The sequence below is a fragment of the Sulfurovum sp. XGS-02 genome, from assembly GCF_023213175.1.
In the GTDB taxonomy this organism is placed as follows: domain Bacteria; phylum Campylobacterota; class Campylobacteria; order Campylobacterales; family Sulfurovaceae; genus Sulfurovum.
Window position 1 is genome coordinate 681713 of sequence record NZ_CP093312.1, and the last position, 17392, is coordinate 699104.

Annotated in this window: 19 protein-coding genes; 11 read left to right on the forward strand and 8 right to left on the reverse strand. The window is 39.0% G+C overall.

Going from position 1 to position 17392, the window contains the following annotated elements:
• Positions 1–3 precede the first annotated feature (3 nt).
• From MN086_RS03350 to MN086_RS03365, 4 genes are all read left to right on the forward strand, one after another.
• Positions 4–573 carry a thiamine phosphate synthase gene (locus MN086_RS03350; protein ID WP_248576645.1) on the forward strand — a complete coding sequence of 190 codons (570 nt, stop codon included), beginning with the start codon at positions 4–6 and terminating at the stop codon, positions 571–573.
• A gap of 112 nt (positions 574–685) precedes the next feature.
• Positions 686–1480, forward strand: coding sequence for a hypothetical protein (locus MN086_RS03355; RefSeq protein ID WP_248576646.1), 795 nt, complete (start codon positions 686–688; stop codon positions 1478–1480).
• Positions 1481–1538: 58 nt separating this feature from the next.
• Positions 1539–2141 carry a hypothetical protein gene (locus tag MN086_RS03360; RefSeq protein ID WP_248576647.1) on the forward strand — a complete coding sequence of 201 codons (603 nt, stop codon included), beginning with the start codon at positions 1539–1541 and terminating at the stop codon, positions 2139–2141.
• A 49-nt stretch (positions 2142–2190) separates the two neighbouring features.
• Positions 2191–2412, forward strand: a complete 222-nt coding sequence (locus MN086_RS03365) for a hypothetical protein (RefSeq protein WP_248576648.1) — start codon at positions 2191–2193, stop codon at positions 2410–2412.
• On the opposite strand, the gene MN086_RS03370 is transcribed toward MN086_RS03365, so the two are convergent.
• Entirely contained in the window at positions 2407–2709 is a 303-nt protein-coding gene (locus tag MN086_RS03370; RefSeq protein WP_248576649.1) for a hypothetical protein, read from the reverse strand. The two genes, MN086_RS03365 and MN086_RS03370, sit on opposite strands and share 6 nt — an antisense overlap.
• Positions 2710–2878: 169 nt before the next feature.
• On the opposite strand from MN086_RS03370, the gene MN086_RS03375 reads away from it, so the two are divergent.
• Complete coding sequence (locus MN086_RS03375; RefSeq protein ID WP_248576650.1) at positions 2879–3565, forward strand: alpha/beta fold hydrolase; 687 nt, start codon at positions 2879–2881, stop codon at positions 3563–3565.
• 73 nt (positions 3566–3638) lie between these two features.
• On the opposite strand, the gene MN086_RS03380 is transcribed toward MN086_RS03375, so the two are convergent.
• On the reverse strand, positions 3639–4412 hold the full coding sequence (locus tag MN086_RS03380) for a hypothetical protein (protein WP_248576651.1): 774 nt from the start codon (positions 4410–4412) through the stop codon (positions 3639–3641).
• Positions 4413–4642: 230 nt separating this feature from the next.
• On the opposite strand from MN086_RS03380, the gene MN086_RS03385 reads away from it, so the two are divergent.
• From MN086_RS03385 to MN086_RS03405, 5 genes are all read left to right on the forward strand, one after another.
• On the forward strand, positions 4643–6043 hold the full coding sequence (locus tag MN086_RS03385; RefSeq protein WP_248576652.1) for a hypothetical protein: 1401 nt from the start codon (positions 4643–4645) through the stop codon (positions 6041–6043).
• A gap of 317 nt (positions 6044–6360) precedes the next feature.
• Positions 6361–6711: an MmcQ/YjbR family DNA-binding protein gene (locus tag MN086_RS03390; protein WP_248576653.1), complete on the forward strand. Its 351-nt coding sequence runs from the start codon at positions 6361–6363 to the stop codon at positions 6709–6711.
• 2 nt (positions 6712–6713) lie between these two features.
• A complete protein-coding gene (locus tag MN086_RS03395; RefSeq protein WP_248576654.1) occupies positions 6714–7229 on the forward strand; it encodes a methylated-DNA--[protein]-cysteine S-methyltransferase in 516 nt (171 codons plus the stop codon).
• A gap of 27 nt (positions 7230–7256) precedes the next feature.
• Complete coding sequence (locus MN086_RS03400) at positions 7257–7862, forward strand: bifunctional 2-polyprenyl-6-hydroxyphenol methylase/3-demethylubiquinol 3-O-methyltransferase UbiG (protein WP_248576655.1); 606 nt, start codon at positions 7257–7259, stop codon at positions 7860–7862.
• A gap of 8 nt (positions 7863–7870) precedes the next feature.
• Positions 7871–8800 carry an alpha/beta fold hydrolase gene (locus tag MN086_RS03405; RefSeq protein ID WP_248576656.1) on the forward strand — a complete coding sequence of 310 codons (930 nt, stop codon included), beginning with the start codon at positions 7871–7873 and terminating at the stop codon, positions 8798–8800.
• 11 nt (positions 8801–8811) lie between these two features.
• Here MN086_RS03405 and MN086_RS03410 read toward each other — a convergent pair whose 3' ends face one another.
• Positions 8812–9681: a DMT family transporter gene (locus MN086_RS03410; protein WP_248576657.1), complete on the reverse strand. Its 870-nt coding sequence runs from the start codon at positions 9679–9681 to the stop codon at positions 8812–8814.
• Between the two features lie 312 nt (positions 9682–9993).
• On the opposite strand from MN086_RS03410, the gene MN086_RS03415 reads away from it, so the two are divergent.
• Complete coding sequence (locus MN086_RS03415; protein ID WP_248576658.1) at positions 9994–10365, forward strand: DUF2237 family protein; 372 nt, start codon at positions 9994–9996, stop codon at positions 10363–10365.
• A gap of 424 nt (positions 10366–10789) precedes the next feature.
• Here the strand turns inward: MN086_RS03415 and MN086_RS03420 are convergent, their stop codons facing one another.
• Genes MN086_RS03420 through MN086_RS03440 form a run of 5 tightly spaced genes read right to left on the reverse strand, consistent with a single transcriptional unit; the run spans position 10790 to position 17333 of the window.
• Positions 10790–12001: a DCC1-like thiol-disulfide oxidoreductase family protein gene (locus MN086_RS03420; protein WP_248576659.1), complete on the reverse strand. Its 1212-nt coding sequence runs from the start codon at positions 11999–12001 to the stop codon at positions 10790–10792.
• Positions 11991–12464 (reverse strand): hypothetical protein, encoded by a 474-nt coding sequence (locus tag MN086_RS03425; protein WP_248576660.1) that lies wholly within the window; start codon positions 12462–12464, stop codon positions 11991–11993. Before MN086_RS03425 ends, MN086_RS03420 begins: the two co-directional genes overlap by 11 nt.
• Complete coding sequence (locus MN086_RS03430) at positions 12461–13204, reverse strand: sterol desaturase family protein (protein WP_248576661.1); 744 nt, start codon at positions 13202–13204, stop codon at positions 12461–12463. Before MN086_RS03430 ends, MN086_RS03425 begins: the two co-directional genes overlap by 4 nt.
• An 11-nt stretch (positions 13205–13215) precedes the next feature.
• Positions 13216–16671 carry an acyl-[ACP]--phospholipid O-acyltransferase gene (locus tag MN086_RS03435; RefSeq protein ID WP_248576662.1) on the reverse strand — a complete coding sequence of 1152 codons (3456 nt, stop codon included), beginning with the start codon at positions 16669–16671 and terminating at the stop codon, positions 13216–13218.
• Positions 16668–17333, reverse strand: coding sequence for a MerR family transcriptional regulator (locus MN086_RS03440; RefSeq protein ID WP_248576663.1), 666 nt, complete (start codon positions 17331–17333; stop codon positions 16668–16670). Before MN086_RS03440 ends, MN086_RS03435 begins: the two co-directional genes overlap by 4 nt.
• Positions 17334–17392 lie beyond the last annotated feature (59 nt).

Below are 17392 nucleotides of genomic sequence, written 5' to 3' on the forward strand. Positions count from 1 at the left end.
CGTATGATCTATGCACTGGTTGACAAAGAGACACTGAAGCAAAGGGGTGTCTCTCTACAAATACTTCTTCAACATATCTCTACATTCCCTAATATACCCATACTTCAATACCGCAATAAAGGGGCTTCACTCGAAGAAAAAAAAGAGGATCTGGAGATCATCCGAGCACTTTATGACGGCATACTCATTATCAATGATACGATTGAACTTATAGCCTATGCGGACGGCTTGCATCTTGGGCAAGAGGACCTTCGTGAATACAGTCATGATCTGAAAGAAGCAGTGAAGTTGGTGCGTCAAAAGATAGGAACCAAGGTCCTGGGACTCTCAACACATGATAAAGAGGAGATACTCGAGGCAAATGCCTTGGACCTTGATTATATTGGTTTAGGGGCTTATAGAGCTACGAACACGAAAAGTGAAGCCCATGTCGGAGGAGAGACACTCCTTGATGCCGCTACATACTCCAAGCACCCGGTGGGTATCATAGGCGGTGTGCGTATGGATGACAGTTTTGAAGCACCTATTGTCTATAAAGTGATAGGCAGTGGACTCTACAACGGGTTAATGTAGTGCACGAGGATTTTTTAAAAGAGATACTTTGGAATGCTCTTCAAGTCAAGAAGAGAACCTCCTAACCGATTTAGTGTTATAATGCGCCCAAAAAAGAAGTGAGAAGAAGAGTATGGTAGAAAAAGATGAGAATTATGCATTTCCATGGGGATTTCATATAGGAGATCTACACAAAGATAATGATAGTATTCCTTTGTATACGCTCAGCAGTGATGGTGGATTCTGTCTCTTGTATGATGATGTCTCTGAAGCAAAGGCTGACAAACTGCTGGAGAGTCTTTGTTTGGAACTGCTCTCTACCATGCCGCATGAGAGTTTAAAAGTGGATCTTTTTGATGTGGGTAGAAAGAAGTTTTATAATCTTTCGCCCCTACAGTATATTCAGCTCTATAGAACAGCCTATGATCCGAAGATGATGTCAGCGCTTTTTGAAGAGCTTGAAGAGACAGTGATCTCTCGTCATAAAGAGTTGCTGTGCTGCAACAGGCCAACCATCAGTGAACATAATCAAAAATCCAAACTGAGACAGATGTATCATCTGGTACTGATCAATTTAGAAAACTTCCCTACAGAAGAAGTTGAGTTGAGAAGGATCAAAAATTTTGTGGAGTCAGCTGTCCAGGCGGGTGTCTATATTATTGCATTTGGCAATCAAAAGATAGAAGAGAGTGAAAGTCAAACCATGCAGACCATTTTGGAACATTTTAAAAAGCTAAGGGTCACCGAAGGTGAGTTTGCGATTACTAAAGAGATCTTTGAATTTGTTGAACTTCTGGAGGATCACCAGTTCAAGTCACTTGACCTTGACAAAGGTTCCCTCATGCAGAAAACACTTACGAATGCAGACATTGAAAGCCTTATCAACCCTGAGAATATCAAACTCGAAGAGAATACAAAAGTCAAATAACAGGTTTCTTGGTGTCGATTGATAGATCAATGAGATTTAAAACAGGAGTAGCGTAACAATGGGTAATGAAGAGATTTTAACTATTGAAGATGATAAGAATCAAAAACTCTTTTACCGTTTTACCCCCGCAGCTTTAATTTCTAACTTCGTGCCCTTGATCGTTATCTTAGATGAGAAAGCAACACACTTTGAACATAAGATGTGGAATGTACTCACGCCTCTGGATCATTTTGGATCTGAAAACAAAGCTCTTTTACAAAAACTGATAGAACAGATCGCCGAAGAGTATGAGTGTGAAGATCATATCTATCTCTATGGGAGCGGTATGGGTGGTTATGACGCTCTTTTACAGGGAATTTTGTGCAGGGCAAATGCCGTCTATGCAGATGCACCTCGTATAAGACTGGAAGAGACAAAGGGTACAAATACACCCGCTAAAGAAAATGATCTGACCAATTTTTTAAATGGTACGGATGCCTTTCCTGTTTTTTACCTGTGTAAGAATGAAAATGTGTTGGAAGATGAAACGGCATATTTTGCAGATGCCTGTAAAGAATATGATATCAATGTCCATCTGGACTTTTGTCCAAAGTCAGAAGATGAAACCCAGATCATAAAAGAGGTTTTGGGTTTCTTTGAAAAGATGGCTTCTGAAGGATAAAGAGGATATGAATGAGTATTAATGTAAACTTTTATAAAAAAGGATATTCATGGATATGAGTATGCACATGGAACCGATCAATCTGGTCAAGTCATTGAGTGGCACCTACAAACAAGCAGATAAAGAGATGGTGGTAGAGGTACTTAACGCCTATAAGGAAAAGAATAACTGCAGCTACAAACATGCATACGATATGATGGTAGAGGGAAATCCATCCTACTCGGCATATACTGCCTGGAGACATAAGTTAAAATCCGGCCAAACCCTATAAGCAGGTCTTGACGATCTTCTCTCCAAGGCTGTTAGCCATTTGGTGCATCTCCCACCAGTAGGCAAGTTCACGTGCCTCGTCTGACTCTTTGTTATTTACTATCTTCTCAAACGCATCGCTATCTAAGCCTTCGATCTCGGCAGACAACTGTGCAACACAGTCAACAAGAAAGTCAAAATCATACGAATTTGCACACTCTTGTACCTCTTCTGGAACCTCTTTACCCTGTGATACCAGCAGGTAGACATATAGCTTACAGTTTTTACGCAGTTGCAGCTCTTTATTTGTAGGGCTCATGATTTGCCCTCCTTTTTAAATGTTCTATTTGTTGTTACTTTACCCTAGTAATGTTGAATTTCTTCTTCTTGCACTAAAACCTTATAAAGTTATATATTTTATAAGGTTTTGAGAACAAGACATTTTTGATATACTCTTAATACTAAATATCAAAAGGTAAATTCAAAAGATGAAACTTGTTTTACTTCCTGGCCTTGATGGAACGGGAGACTTATTTAAACCACTTACTGACGTATTACCTAGTTCAATAAGAGTGCAAGTCATTGACTATGATTTAAAAAACAAACAGTCATACAATGATCTTGTTAAATATGTGATATCTAGTCTTCCTAAAGAAGATTTTATCTTATTGGCTGAATCATTTTCAGGGCCAATTGCATATCAAATTGCACTTAGAAAACCGAAGCAATTAAAGTCTTTAATTTTAGTTGCAACTTTTTTAGAAAATCCAAGACCTCTTTTATTAAAATTTATCCCAAATAGTAGAATATTCTCTTTGCCAATACCTACTCTAATAATTAAATTATTTTTTTTAGGATTCTCAGCAAAAACCGAGATTATTGATTTATTTAAAACAACCATTAAAAAAGTGTCTCCAAACGTAATTGTTTATAGGCTAAAAGAAATTGCACAACTGAAAACACTTGATAAAAGTTTTGAGCTCAGAACAACTTATATACAAGCTTCCAATGATAAACTTGTTCCAAATAAATCTTTAAGAAGTTGGCAAAAAATTTGTAAAAACATTAATATTTTTCAAGTTAATGGAAACCATTTTATATTACAAGCAAGCCCTAGTAGATGTGCAGAAATTATAACCGAAGAAGTGCGTCTTATATCAAGTAGACAAGAATAATAAAAACCTCATAAAGTTATATATTTTATAAGGTTTTGAAAACAAGACATTTTCGATATAAATCGTACACAATTTAATAGTGGCAATTTATATTTCCATTGTCTACTGCTTTGACAAATCGTATATCATGAGAAACTTGATATAATTTACCATCTATTCCTTTTCCAACTATAATAATTTTTCCATCTTTTTTCATACTAATACTAATATAATCAGGGATAGTCTTATTAAAAAAATTCATGGTAGCAATAGTTGCATAAGTATTATTATTCGTAAAAATTGCCAGTGATTCAAGCTGAACATCCGATTTAATTTTCAAAGTAACTCCATTACTACTTTCTTCCATTGGATCTGGAATACAAAGCAAGATTTTCCCCAATATTGGTTTATCCAAACCATATAAGAATGTTTTAGCAGTTTCGATATCTTTTATTGTCCATACCTTTTGATCTATATTTTCATTTTTGATTAAATTTTGCGAACTGCTATGTAGAACTTTCACATTTTCATTATTAAGATTTTTAATTCTTTGATAAGTATGTCCGAGACTATCTATATAAGATAACTTTACATTTTTAGAATTTAGCTTTTTATTTACAGAAAGACTGACTCCTAGTATTTCTACACTAAATGGATTTGACGAAGCATCATATACTTTAGATCCATCTAGTCCAAGTGCAAAATATTCCACCTTAACAAAGTCTTTTGCTTTCTGCGGGTATTTAAACTTTACGTTTGTAACTATATCTGGAGTAAAATCGTGAATAACAAACCCGACTTTATACTTATTGTCTTGTCCAAATAACTGTAAAGACATAATTAATAAAATTAAAATAATTTTTCTCATTTAATGCTTCCACCTCTTGAATAAAAGATTATAACAAAAGTCAAAACCTTATAATCTAAAATAGAATATGGAAAGGATGAAGACGTCATAAAGTTATATATTTTATAAGGTTTTGAGGATAAGACATTTTAGATATACTCTTAATACTGAAATAACTCAATAAGAGGATACTTTGTTCCTTTAATAAATAGTTGTGAGTCACTTACAGATAAATTGAAAAAAGGTAATCAATGAATCGTTACATGTATATATTACTTTTAATATCTGTAAACACCTTTGCTTTAGAATCATTAGATCAGCTATTGCAAAAAGGTATGATACGTACAGCAACAGTCCAAGATTTTGATAGGTGGGAAAGGCAAAAGCAAAAAGAACTAAAGGTTTTTATGCAAGAGCTTCCTTCTATTATCAAATGGAAAAAACAAGCAGATACACTAAAGGCTATAAATATAGAACCACCTTCTCTTAAGGATGTAAAAGAATATATTTCATCTAGATTACCTATAGAGAGTAGCGGATATATAATTCTAAAAAAAATTACAATTCCAACAAGTTTTTATCAAAAAGATTCAGCAACGTTCTTTTTAGAAAAAGGTGTTCCTTATCCTGATGGTAAACTTGGGCATTCAAAACTTTACGATTTCAATACAATGTCATGTCAGGGCTTTGGATGTAGAAATACTAAAAGTGACAAAATCAAAAAACTTTATTCGCAATGTGAATTCAATGAATTTGAATTACCAGACGACATTCAGATCTATGCAAGTGATGCTCCCAAGGGTAAAGTTACAGGTCACACTATTGATGATAGTAACCAAGGCGCATTTCTAGTGAAAGTTGTGGTCAACTCACCGAATAAACCCGTTGCACTGATTCTTTCATCATATAGCCCGTGTATTTGGGATATCAAGTGGACAGAAGGGACTAAAATTGAAGCTGTTTTTACAACTGGATATTATGGGCAAGAAGTAAGCGGTTTAGCGAAAGACATACCTATAGGAAGTAGTACGCTTTCCAACGGTGAGCATCCATGTTATTTACTCGGTGTTTCTCATAAAATAAGAGACCTGGTAAGAATAAATACATTTTCTAATAAAGTATACGGGAAAAATACTACTGTACTTTATACGGACAATTATAAAAATGACACTTTAATCATTGGAAATGAAATCTCAAAATCGACCAAGCTATATTCTTCAAATGACAATTCTATTGAATCGTTTTTTACTACAACAGAACCAAATGCTGGAAATGCTGGAATGGAATATTTGCTCAAGAACAATATGATTCGAAGAGCAACAGAACATGACTTGAATTCGTGGGCACAAGAAAGATATAAACTGTACTTAAAGCAGTTAAAAACATCTAGTATCAAAGCTACAGCAATGAATATAAATATGAATTCACTCAAACCTATTTGTAGTTATGATAATGGCTATGTTATCTTAAAAAAGATCAGAATACCTGCTGAATTATATGGAGGCAATTTGGCTGTCTTCTTCTTGAAGAAAGGTGTTCCTTATCCAGATGGTGACCTTGCACATTCCACTCTTTTTGATTTCAATTCACTACAATGTAAAGGTAGTAGTTGCGGTGTATGCAGTGATCAAAGTCAAGTATCAAACAATTAATGACTAATAGTAATTTTAAGTATGACACCATAACAAATGCGAGGAGACGCAATAATTTACCCTACGGCGAAACTATTGCTCACGACAAACGTTATGAACTTTTTATACCCTAAAAACCAAAACCTTATAATCTAACATATTTTATAAGGTTATTCGCTGTAGCGACGTTTGTGAACCATAAATATGTATCTCTCTATAGAAAACCTTATAAAATGTGCCATATAGGAGGTTTTATAATGAAAACTGTTAAAATAAAAGCATTAACTTTATAGTGTTGATAAATTAGCAATTTACGTTTACATTGAGGTAAAGTGACGATGAATTTTGAACAATTAGATACCTATTTACAGTCTAAAAAGGGTGTGACCTTTGATTATCCGTTTGATGAGAAGGTCCGTGTCTATCGTATTGGTGAAAAAATGTTTGCCTTGACCTCTGAAGAGAGACCTATATCGGTCAATCTCAAATGTGATCCGATCTACGCTTTGGAGTTGCGTTCGCTTCATGAAGGTATCATCTCAGGGTACCATATGAATAAAAAGCATTGGAACACCGTGACGGTAGAAGGTTCCGATGTGGATGAGGAAACAGTGAAAGAGCTGATAGACCATTCCTATGATCTGGTGTATAAGAAATTGACCAAGAAGCAAAAAGCCTTACTGGGATAATAATGAACAGGGTCAGCATTCAATACTTCCAGACACCTCTAGGAGAGATGATCCTAGGGGCATATGACAACAGACTCTGTATGGCTGACTGGCGATACAGAAAGGGTAGAGAAACCGTAGACAGAAGAGTACAAAAAGGCCTTCATGCCAGTTTTGTCGAAGAGGAGAGCGGAGTGCTGGATCTGGCCAAAGAGGAGCTGGAAGCCTATTTTAAAGGCTTACGTAAAACATTTGATATACCCTTGTTGATGGTTGGCACAGCGTTTCAAAAGTCTGTTTGGAAGGGACTTCTCCAGATCCCTTTTGGTACCACTGTTTCTTATAAGGAACTGGCGGCGAATATTGACCAAAAAACAGCAGTCAGGGCTGTAGCCTCCGCTGTAGGTGCCAATGCTATCTCTATTTTCATTCCCTGTCATCGTATTGTCGGAGCAGACGGTACTTTGACAGGGTATGCCGGTGGTTTGGAAGCAAAGAAGAAGCTATTGGCACTTGAACAAAATATCTTTACGATATAATCATTGTATATTTTAAAGTAGGTAACAATGGAAAAGAAAAACTTTTTTGAGTCTGTCTATGAGAATGCAGACCATGATGATCTCTCATCTATCCCATGGGCAACACTTGCACCCAACATCTATTTGGAAAAACATTTAAGTAAGCAAGGCCCTGTTTCAGGTAAAAAAGCACTGGTGATCGGATGCGGTTTAGGTGATGATGCACTGATCTTGGAAAAACATGGCTATGAGGTAGAAGCGTTGGATATCTCTCCTTCCGCGATAGCCCTGGCGAAGAAGAGACATCCTGATAGCAGGGTTGATTTTCATGTAGGTGATATCTATAAGATGCCTGAATCTTCTGTAGGCAGATATGATTTTGTCTATGAAGGATTGACCATTCAGTCCTTGCCTCCTGCAGACAGGGAAAAACTGGTGGGTATCATTGCTTCTCTTGTTGCCAAAGAGGGGGAACTGTTTGTCTATGCACATTCACAGGATGATACAGACAGTTACGGCGGGCCGCCATGGCCATTGTATGCAGATGAATTCATGCTTTTTGAAAAAGAGGGGCTGGAGCAAGTCTATCTTGAGAAAGAGAAAGAGAGTAAACCCGTAGCACCCTATAGGTGTTGTGCACTTTATAGAAAATAGGATAGCAAATGTCGATCCAAAAGATCATTCTTATTGTGTTAATTGCCGTTTTGAGTTTGATGACGGACAGTTCAACAAAACTCTACAGTATGGTCATGACGTATGAACGTTACACGGCAGGGTTAGAGAAAAAATCCATCACTTTGGATTTTGGAAAGATCGTCTATCTTGAAAATAGTGTCAAAAGTGATGAAACACTTCTGTTTGTCCACGGTTTTGGCGGGAATAAGGATACATGGAATAGACTGATCGAGGCATTGGATGAGAAGTATCATGTCATTGTGATCGACCTGCCGGGACATGGGGAGAGTATTTCAGAAAAGACGTTGGGATATTCGATGTCCGAGCAGGCAGAAAGAGTGTATGCGTTTGTAGAAGCGAAGCAGCTGAAAGATATTTATCTCTTTGGCCACTCTATGGGAGGGGCTATCGCTCTACACTATACAGGAAGTCATGAGGAGACGTTAAAAGCGCTTATTCTGATAGATGCTATGGGCCTGGAGAAAACAAAAAGTGATGGCGTGAAACTTGTAGAAAGATCCGATAAAAACCCGCTTTATGATGTCTGTACTGAAGAGAGACTGGAAACACTTTTACACTACTCTTTGCATAAGCCTCCCTATATTCCGGATATCATAAAAGAGGCAATGCTGAAAGAGAAGTGTGAAAGACGTGATCTGGAAAAGATACTCTATGAGGATATGTATAAAGATGTCTGTTGCCTCAATGATCTTGCAAAAAAGATTCATATCCCCACACTGATACTGTGGGGAGACAAAGACAGGATGACACACATTGACAATGCCACACTCTTTCATGACACTATTCAGGGAAGTACACTGGTCATCTTGAAAGAGATCGGACATGTACCGATACTTGAAGATCCTGAAAGAACGGCTGATGAGGTTGAGAAGTTTATTGGAAAAGTAGACCCATAGTGCTGATATGCTCATATTTCCTTTAAAGGCTTGGTCAGAAGATACCCACCTACAAGGACAGGAACGATACCTAAGACTTGACGAAGTTCCGGTACTTCATGGAGGTAGAGGTAGGCAAAAACAAGTGTCATCATAGGGACCAGCCCCATCATGGCAGAAAGTTTGGTGATGGATGTGCGGTGTAGGGCTTCTATCCACATGATCTTTGAAACGACATAGATCAAAATACCGATGAAAAGCAATGAAGGCAGGGCCGATATAAAGGCATCGTAAAGTACTGCCGGTTCAAAAGCCCATGCCATGAGGGCAATAAAAGGCAGACCTATGAATGTCCTAAAGCCTAAAATGGTCTCTGAAGAACAAAATTCGCGTGCCCTTTTTTGGTAGAGATTGGCCAAAGGTGCAATAGCCGCTGCAACTAATATCAGCAGGTCACCTTTGTTGAATGTCAGTTCATCAGGAATGAGGATGATAAGCGCTCCCATACCCATAATAAACGCACCCCATACATGCAAGGTATGCATCTTCTCTTTGCCGAAGATGTTAAAGTATAGGTAAGAGAAAAGCAGTTGCAAGAAGATAATGACAGCCGTATTCCCCGCAGTAGTGTAACGCATTCCTACAAAAACAAGTGCAAAGAGTGAAGTGATCCAAAAGCTCGTGAGCAACAGATCTTTGTACGCTTTTCTGTTCTTAAGCTCTTTGAATCTATCCCGTTTGAACATGATCATAATAAAAAAGGCTAAAGCGATGAGTAGGGAGTAGGTATAGGTATGCAGTGCCCCTATATATGATATGGAGACGATAGAGAAGATGGGAAACCAAGATTCAAGTATAGCAAGGCCGATCATGAGTATTTCACCTTCCCTTTCTTTTGTCATTGTAAACCTTTGTTTTTTAGTGTATTGTATCAAAAGTCTAGTAGAGACCAAATAGTGTAAGAAACATCCATACATATGTAAGGCAAGATAGATCTATGATCAAAACGATAAAAGATTTTTATCTTTGTACTATTGCTGTTCTCTAGTATCTGAAGACTTTTATGATACATTTAGATCTGATTGCAGAGTAAAAAGGCTTCAAACGCGTCAAATATACACCTCTCTTTTCAAATATTTTGGAAAGAGAGGTATTGTTGCCAAGCGACTGTGCATTTTAGTTATAATTTTTCAAATAAGAACAAAGGAGAGATCATGATGGAAGAATCATTAAATGTTTTGGGTGAACCCTTGGAACCTTGCAGTCTAAAGCCTCTAACGGGTTTTCACAGAGACGGATACTGCAATACAGGTGATCATAATCCTGCGGTGCATGCAGTGTGTATCTATGCGACAGAAGAATTTTTGGAATACTCTAAAAAAGTAGGGAATGATCTCTCTACGCCTATACCGGAGTACAATTTTGCAGGGGTAAAACCCGGACAGAGCTGGTGTCTAGGTGGTCATAGTTTTGTTAAAGCACATCTCGACGGTATGGCACCGCATATCTTTATACATGCAACGCATAAAAAAATGCTTGAATTGATCGATCTGGAAACTTTGAAACAATATGCTATAGATCTATAGAAGTCTATCGCATACATATTTTATGATAATGGCTTTGAGAGAGATAATAGCTATCACGCACGCTTTTCTCTGAGTAAGAAGAATGACTTTCTGTTTAAAACAAGAGAAGTAAGCGTACGATCTTTACAGTGACATTTACATAGTGCGAACACAGAGCAGAAAGACTAAATTGCAGCCTTCTTAAAGGAAGTGTTGCCAGAAATGATTTCGTAGCACTCTGTGTGCAAAACGTGATAAGTACGTTGGTCTATGCGTGTCACCTGGATTTCCAGATTTTCACTTAGTCGTCGCATTTCTGCGATGCCTCTGTAACTCTTACCAAGTATGAGACATGAAGACCCATTACCTATCTCCTAAACTCTAGGATTATTGTCACTGTCAAATAATAACAAATTTGTGTGTAATGAGTGTGTAGTTTATAGCGTTAATCGATGAACAGATCCTGCTCACCTTTTTTAGGCATCCGGCAACTCTCCATCTTTCCAAAGATCCTGTAACGGTATGCAGCTATAAAATCATAGAGGTAGTCTCTTATCACTCTTGGAATGAGGTAGAACAGATTCGTAAATATCCATATGCCTCCTAAAGACCTGAGTATTTTAAGGATAGCAGTTGATTTGTAGTAGAGTGTGCCGTTTTCATAGAAGACGATACTCTCTATGTCTGGATTCAAGTCCAAGCTTTTTGCAAATTCACCTTGTAGCGAGGTGTAGTGAAATTTGTTTTGCGTATCTATGCGTATCAGTGTATTTACGGATTTGTTACAGAAACCACAGATACCGTCAAAGATGATGACTCTTTGTGTATCTTCAGTGTTAAACCAACTTGCATCAAACGTAAAGAGGTGTATCATTATGACGCCGAGCGTCAAGTCCGGGAAATCAACGATCATCAAGATGCCCAGATGCATTGTCATGATCATAAACCATGCGATGATCCGTGTTTTTGAAAAAATGACCAAAAGAGCGAAACCTATCTCAAGTGAGAGTGCTGACCAGGTGAGTATCTCTCTAAACAGTTCAGGTGTTGAAAGCAACAGGTCACGTATAAAATAATCCCTGGCCAAAGGGTTATTGAGCAGGTGGGTGATCGCAGAACCGTCTATCCAGCTGGGTGCCATCGCTTTATCAATGCCGCTGATGGTGTATGAAACACCGACGATGATCCATGCACCCCAGTAGAGTACGGGCGGCATAGCCCATGATTCCTCTTCTTTCTCCACACCCCATCCTTCACCTTTTGGGATAAGTGCAAGTGCCAGGAGCAACCAACCGACCATTGGCAATCCGGGGTTCAGTATGAGGTTGTTCTGATGAAAAAGACAGGCCCAACCATACCATAGAAGCAGAGCGGAGGTACGTCTGAAAAAACCTATCATGATAAAAAAAGAGAGCAGAGCCATCATAGAGACAAAAAGAGTCACTGCCATCGTACGATCAAAGAGATAGAGTATGTTTGGAAATGCACCATAGGTAAGGTTGAAACTGACATCGGATATAAACCCTGAACTGCTCCATATCTCTCCGGCAACAGGGATGAGATAGAGAAAATGGATGAGTAGGTAAAGCCCGAAAATGACTCTAAACATAGCAAACTGATACGCAGGATAATACAGGTATGAAGGTTTATCTTTCATTGTCTTCTCCTATGGGTAAAATATAGGTTTTGTCTTCATTTTTTGTTTTACTGTGAAGCTCCAAAGAGGCATTTCTGATCTCACCCAAATTAAAGGTTTCTGAGAGCACCCCAGGGGTTATAAATGCATAGTCCAACACTGAAGCTACAAGTTCTTTTGGAAGTATAGGCCCGTAAGAGATGGCTGCTCCAAGGACATTTCTATAGTTATAGGGTTTATCCAGCTGTGCATAGAGCTCAGGGGTGATCTTGATACGTTCTTCTTTGTTCTTCTTTTCATAAACCAAAGTGAAATCCAGTGCAAACGTTTCCAAAAAACCTTTTTGCTGGGTAAAGACGATGGGCAGGGGTGAAGCGACTGTGATGAGTCCAAGGTTCTTAATGGTTTTGTTGCCCGTGATGTGACCCAAGGATTGCAGTAAACCTATACATACAAGTAAGATGGAGAGTAGTTTCAGTTTCATTTTTTACTCTTTTTGTAAGGGTTATTTACATTCTTAAATCCCAGTATCTTGATAAACTCTCTTTCTTTTGTATCACAAAAACCACAGGCAGCCTCTTCTCTTTCTTTAGGGTTTTCATAGGTACCAAATACCATATCCCACAAAGGCAGGTCTGAAAAATTGTTGTAGTGTATCCCCTCTTTATGGTGTATCTTATGCATTTCAGGACGTTGAAAAAAGTATCCTATCCAGTGGGGTGTTCTAATGTTCATATGGTAGACGTATTCTCCTATGGAGCTGTAGAGTATCGTCCATGCCACTGCTTCCACATTAAGCCCTAAAAGCAGGTAGGAGATACTTCCCATCAGTAAAGAGTTCAGTATGATCTCAAGGGGATGTTTATAAAAAGAGGTGATCGTCTCCAGCCTGGATGCACTGTGGTGAAGCTGATGAAAGAGCACCCACAGTAGATAAGAGTCGTGACGCACCCTGTGCCACCAGTAAAACACAAACGTAATGACCAAGTACGCCATAAATCCCAACATAAAATCAGGATAACCCTCTATGATATAAGGCTGATGTGTCTTAAACCACACATCCCAAGTAGCCATGCCCAAGATGACGATTCCAAACTGCATAAGGTTGATCACGATCACCCTTGACCACCAACCTTTGACTAAAGGCAAGACTCTATCGGGGAAGATACGTTCGAGTATGATCAGTATAAGACCGAGTATGATGATAGTTGTAAGCATTTGCATTTTCTCTTCCTTTATTGTTCATCACTGAGCTTTTGTGCCAATCTCTTAGCACCTTTAAAATCAGCCTTCCCTGTACCAAGTTTTGGTAACTCTTCCACTTTGAAGTACTCTGATGGCACGAAAAGAGGGTTCATCTCAATCTCTTTGATCTTCTCTTTCAACGTGTCTAACTCCATCTCCCCCTCAAGCAAAAGTACGAGCTTCTCACCTTTCTTGGCATCAGGCAGGGCGGCAATGGCTATTTGGTCATTTTCTCCGAGTACCTTAGCTATTTCACCCTCGACGAGTCCGAGACTTACCATCTCTCCGGCTACTTTTGCAAAACGGCTGTAACGGTCGACTATGGTGAGGAAACCGTCTTCATCCAAACGGCCTTTATCTCCTGTGACGTACCAGCGTATGCCATCTATCTCTTTGATGACCGAGGCTGTCTTTTTAGGGTCATCGATGTAGCCTTTCATGATCTGTGTACCTCCGATGAGTATCATGCCTTCTTCACCGGTTTTCAGTGTGTTAAAACTCTCAGGATCCACGATGCGGAATGCAGAACCAGGCAGTGGCAGACCGACCGTACCTATCTTTTGACCGACTTGTGGTTTCCATGAGTCTGTCATGAGTACATCAGGCATATTGACCGAAGCGACCGGTGTGGTCTCTGTAGCACCGTACCCTTCATAGATATCAAGTCCAAACTTCTTTTTAAACTCATCACGTATCTCATTAGGCAGTTTCTCTGCACCTGCAACTACCATACGTATATCTTTGAACATCAGTGGCGTAAGCTTACGGTTCCTTGTGTAGAGTCTGAGGAATGTAGCCGTTGCCAACAAGATGGTCGCCTCATATTTTGCTGCCATTTTTCCTATGCCAAAACCATCCGTAGGGTCTGGATGGGATGCAACAGGGATACCTTCTATAAGAGGTAGGAGTGTAGTGACTGTTAAACCAAAAGAGTGGAAGATAGGCAATGTCCCTAACATCACATCTTCATCTGTAGGGTTGAGCAGGGTCGTGGTCTGTTTAATGTTCCCCATCATATTTTGATGGCTTAACTCTATGCCTTTTGGTGTACCTTCGCTACCACTGGAGAAGAGTATAGCTGCAGTGTCATCTTTGTGGCTATCTTTAATACATACCATACTTAGTAACGAGGCCGGCAGGGCCTTGACCATCATAAGTGTGAAGAGCCCTTTTGTTCTACTCATACTCTCTTTTATCTCTTCAAGATAGATCACTTCCACATTTTTCAGTACATTTGTCATATCAAAGCCTTTAGCTTTAAGTTTGGTAATAAACTGTTTTGAGGCTATGATTTTTGTGATATCTGCGATCTTGAGTGCATGCAGCAGGCTCTCTTCCCCAGCTGAGTAATTGAGGTTTACGATCGTTTTCCCCAGTGTAATCAGTGCCATATTTCCCATAGAACCTCCTACAGATGTAGGTAAGAGCAGACCTATGTTTTGACTCTCTTTTAGTTTTGGTTTGAGTGCAGCAGCCATCATCAATGTTGCAGTGATAAATTTGTTTCCACTCACTTCAGTACCTGTTGAATCTGCCATGCAGAGTTTTGAACTGACATTTTTAGCAGAGTATATCCATGCTTTTTGCAATGAAGGCAAAGACTCTGCATAGTGCTTCCAGCTTTGAACAGAGAGATCAAATACGGATTTCTTTACTTCTGAAGCCGTGGAGTGGATATCTAGTGCCTCTGCAAAACTCACAGAGATGTCTCTGCTTTTGTTACGTTTCATCTTTTTGGATGCGTACGAGTAGTTGTCTTCCCAAAGCCCTCTCAGGTAAAAAGGTATGATCACTGCATCTTCTACCTCTTTGGTTGCCATTTCAAACCCTCTTTGAAAGGTACCCAGGTGTCCGTTCCGAGAGATGTGCCCCTCTGGAAAAAGTGCTACTGTCTCCCCACGGTTCAGTGCTTCGGTCACTTTAACAAGCGCACTTTTACTTCCCCTGCTGGAGATGGGTATTACCCCAAAGAAGTCTAAAAGGGGTTTGAGGTACCATTTTTCATAGTAAGATCTTTCCATGACAAAACGTATCTGTTTTGGGTATGCCATCTGTAAGACAGCCCAGTCCAAAAATGATATGTGGTTACCTAAAAGGAGAATGCCTTTATCTGCTTTTATATGGTTAAGACCATCAACATGTAACGTGTATTTAAAACTTATTAGCATACGAACCATATAACGGATGAGTGACTGTGGAAGCTTGATAAATGTATAGACCATACCTAAGAAAGCGATAGTAGAGATGATGTAAAAGAGTCCTATGGCAGAGAATTGAAAGTATCCAAAAACGGCAGTTAAAAGTAAAAAAAGAAACATACTCACATTTTGCATAAAGTTATTTCCTGCAAGGACTTTACCCAGTATTTTGTGAGGTGATGTAAACTGGATCATCGCATTGAGCGGCACAATGAAAAGGCCGGAAAAGAAACCAAAAGATAAAAGTGCCGTACCCAATGCCCATAAAGAAGAAAGAGAGGGAATGCTATAGAGTGCAAGTGCCACGCCCAGGCTACCTAAGGGAATGATGCCCGTCTCTATATAGTTCTTACTGACACGTCCTGCAAACATGGAACCCAGGATCATACCGATACCCGCAAGTGCCAATAAGCTTTGAGCAATGATCGTATTGGTGATGCCCAGTCTGCTTTTTAGATATTCTCCGAATATGGCTAAGACCACTTGTGAAACACCCCAAAGAATAGAGAGCCCGATAATACTTAACCAGATCGTTTGTTTTTGTTTTAAAAGAGAAATATTACTTTTTAAATAAGAGAGATTTTTATACTCCTTGGGTTCAAAGGTCATACTCTCATCGATATCGACAGCTTTGAACTTACGTACCAGTCGTCTGGCCAAGAGATACTCCATGGTACTGGCACCTATAAGCAAGTAGCCTACAGGTGCAATGTATCTGAGTATCTCCGAAGGGACGATAGTAGCATCCTGAAGTAAATTTTCAAAGAAGATAGAATAGATCACGGCTCCGGCAAGGATAGAAGATATAGTCACAGCCTGTACGACTGCATTTGCCTCAGCCAACTTTTCATTCCCTGTCATCTCTTTGATGAGCCCATACTTTGCCGGGGAATAGATGGCACTTTGTGCCGCCAGGATAAAAGTGAATATAAATGCTATCCAGAACCAACCCATATAATAAGAGATAAGTATCAGTGTCGTGATACCCATAGCTGCCATTGCTGCATACTCTATGACCATCGTTTTAGGGTATTTGTCAGCGATAAACCCTGCCGGAGAGAATAGAAAGATAAAAGGCAGAAGTATCAAGGCATTGACTATGGCAGTGAGTATGATGAGTTCGGGACCTTCATAGGCTTTAAAAATGGTGTTTTGCAAGATGATCTTGTGTCCCAGGTCAGTCATAGCATTGAGCAGTATGATCAGAATATAGGGTGTAAACCCGGCTATTTTAAACAGTGATTTCATTTGCTTGCCTTTGAGATATTTTTTTTATGTGCCTGAACGGTATGCATGTTAAAAATGTAAGGTTTCAGTGTCAGTATCAGATCAAAAAGAAGTTCATAACGTGCATTGTGTGACTCTTCATCTTTTTTGAGTAGGGTTGCACCTATCTCATTCTCTTTTTGGGCAAGTATCTTGGCATGATCCACATACGCATCAAGAAGATCAAAGTCAAGACCCAGATCACTTGCTCTCTCTATGATCTCGGCTATCTCTACCTCTTTGGATGAGAAACCTTTGGCTCGCTCAAATAGGTAACCTCGCTTTTGATACGCTTTGAGTTTTTTTTCATCTATTGAAACAAGTGTTAAAAAATCTTGCTTAGAATACCACTGATTCTCTTTCCCTCCGGAGATCAGTTCCAAAGAACGCACCATCATCTCAAAACTTCCGTCAAAATCAAAATGGTTCTCTTTGAATAAGTTCTTTATCTCGGCTATGGAGTATGAGAAGTTGTGTTGCAGGTATTTGATGAATTTGATGATCTGTATACAACTTTCGTCATAGAGATGTACATTCGGTTTAGGTTTAGAAGGTTGGGGAAGCAACCCCTCTTTTACGTAATAGAGTATGGTTGATTTGCTCTCATTTGTTTGGAGAGAAAGGTCTTTCATTTTGAGGGACATGACTAATCCTTTGGTTTGAATGAGTGTAGTATAGAATAATTTATGCAAAGTGTCAAGTG

Coding starts and splice junctions, on each gene's coding strand:
- MN086_RS03350 (WP_248576645.1), top strand. CDS start 4: ATGATCTATGCACTGGTTGACAAAGAGACACTGAAGCAAAGGGGTGTC.
- MN086_RS03355 (WP_248576646.1), top strand. CDS start 686: ATGGTAGAAAAAGATGAGAATTATGCATTTCCATGGGGATTTCATATA.
- MN086_RS03360 (WP_248576647.1), top strand. CDS start 1,539: ATGGGTAATGAAGAGATTTTAACTATTGAAGATGATAAGAATCAAAAA.
- MN086_RS03365 (WP_248576648.1), top strand. CDS start 2,191: ATGGATATGAGTATGCACATGGAACCGATCAATCTGGTCAAGTCATTG.
- MN086_RS03370 (WP_248576649.1), bottom strand. CDS start 2,709: ATGAGCCCTACAAATAAAGAGCTGCAACTGCGTAAAAACTGTAAGCTA.
- MN086_RS03375 (WP_248576650.1), top strand. CDS start 2,879: ATGAAACTTGTTTTACTTCCTGGCCTTGATGGAACGGGAGACTTATTT.
- MN086_RS03380 (WP_248576651.1), bottom strand. CDS start 4,412: ATGAGAAAAATTATTTTAATTTTATTAATTATGTCTTTACAGTTATTT.
- MN086_RS03385 (WP_248576652.1), top strand. CDS start 4,643: ATGAATCGTTACATGTATATATTACTTTTAATATCTGTAAACACCTTT.
- MN086_RS03390 (WP_248576653.1), top strand. CDS start 6,361: ATGAATTTTGAACAATTAGATACCTATTTACAGTCTAAAAAGGGTGTG.
- MN086_RS03395 (WP_248576654.1), top strand. CDS start 6,714: ATGAACAGGGTCAGCATTCAATACTTCCAGACACCTCTAGGAGAGATG.
- MN086_RS03400 (WP_248576655.1), top strand. CDS start 7,257: ATGGAAAAGAAAAACTTTTTTGAGTCTGTCTATGAGAATGCAGACCAT.
- MN086_RS03405 (WP_248576656.1), top strand. CDS start 7,871: ATGTCGATCCAAAAGATCATTCTTATTGTGTTAATTGCCGTTTTGAGT.
- MN086_RS03410 (WP_248576657.1), bottom strand. CDS start 9,681: ATGACAAAAGAAAGGGAAGGTGAAATACTCATGATCGGCCTTGCTATA.
- MN086_RS03415 (WP_248576658.1), top strand. CDS start 9,994: ATGATGGAAGAATCATTAAATGTTTTGGGTGAACCCTTGGAACCTTGC.
- MN086_RS03420 (WP_248576659.1), bottom strand. CDS start 12,001: ATGAAAGATAAACCTTCATACCTGTATTATCCTGCGTATCAGTTTGCT.
- MN086_RS03425 (WP_248576660.1), bottom strand. CDS start 12,464: ATGAAACTGAAACTACTCTCCATCTTACTTGTATGTATAGGTTTACTG.
- MN086_RS03430 (WP_248576661.1), bottom strand. CDS start 13,204: ATGCAAATGCTTACAACTATCATCATACTCGGTCTTATACTGATCATA.
- MN086_RS03435 (WP_248576662.1), bottom strand. CDS start 16,671: ATGAAATCACTGTTTAAAATAGCCGGGTTTACACCCTATATTCTGATC.
- MN086_RS03440 (WP_248576663.1), bottom strand. CDS start 17,333: ATGTCCCTCAAAATGAAAGACCTTTCTCTCCAAACAAATGAGAGCAAA.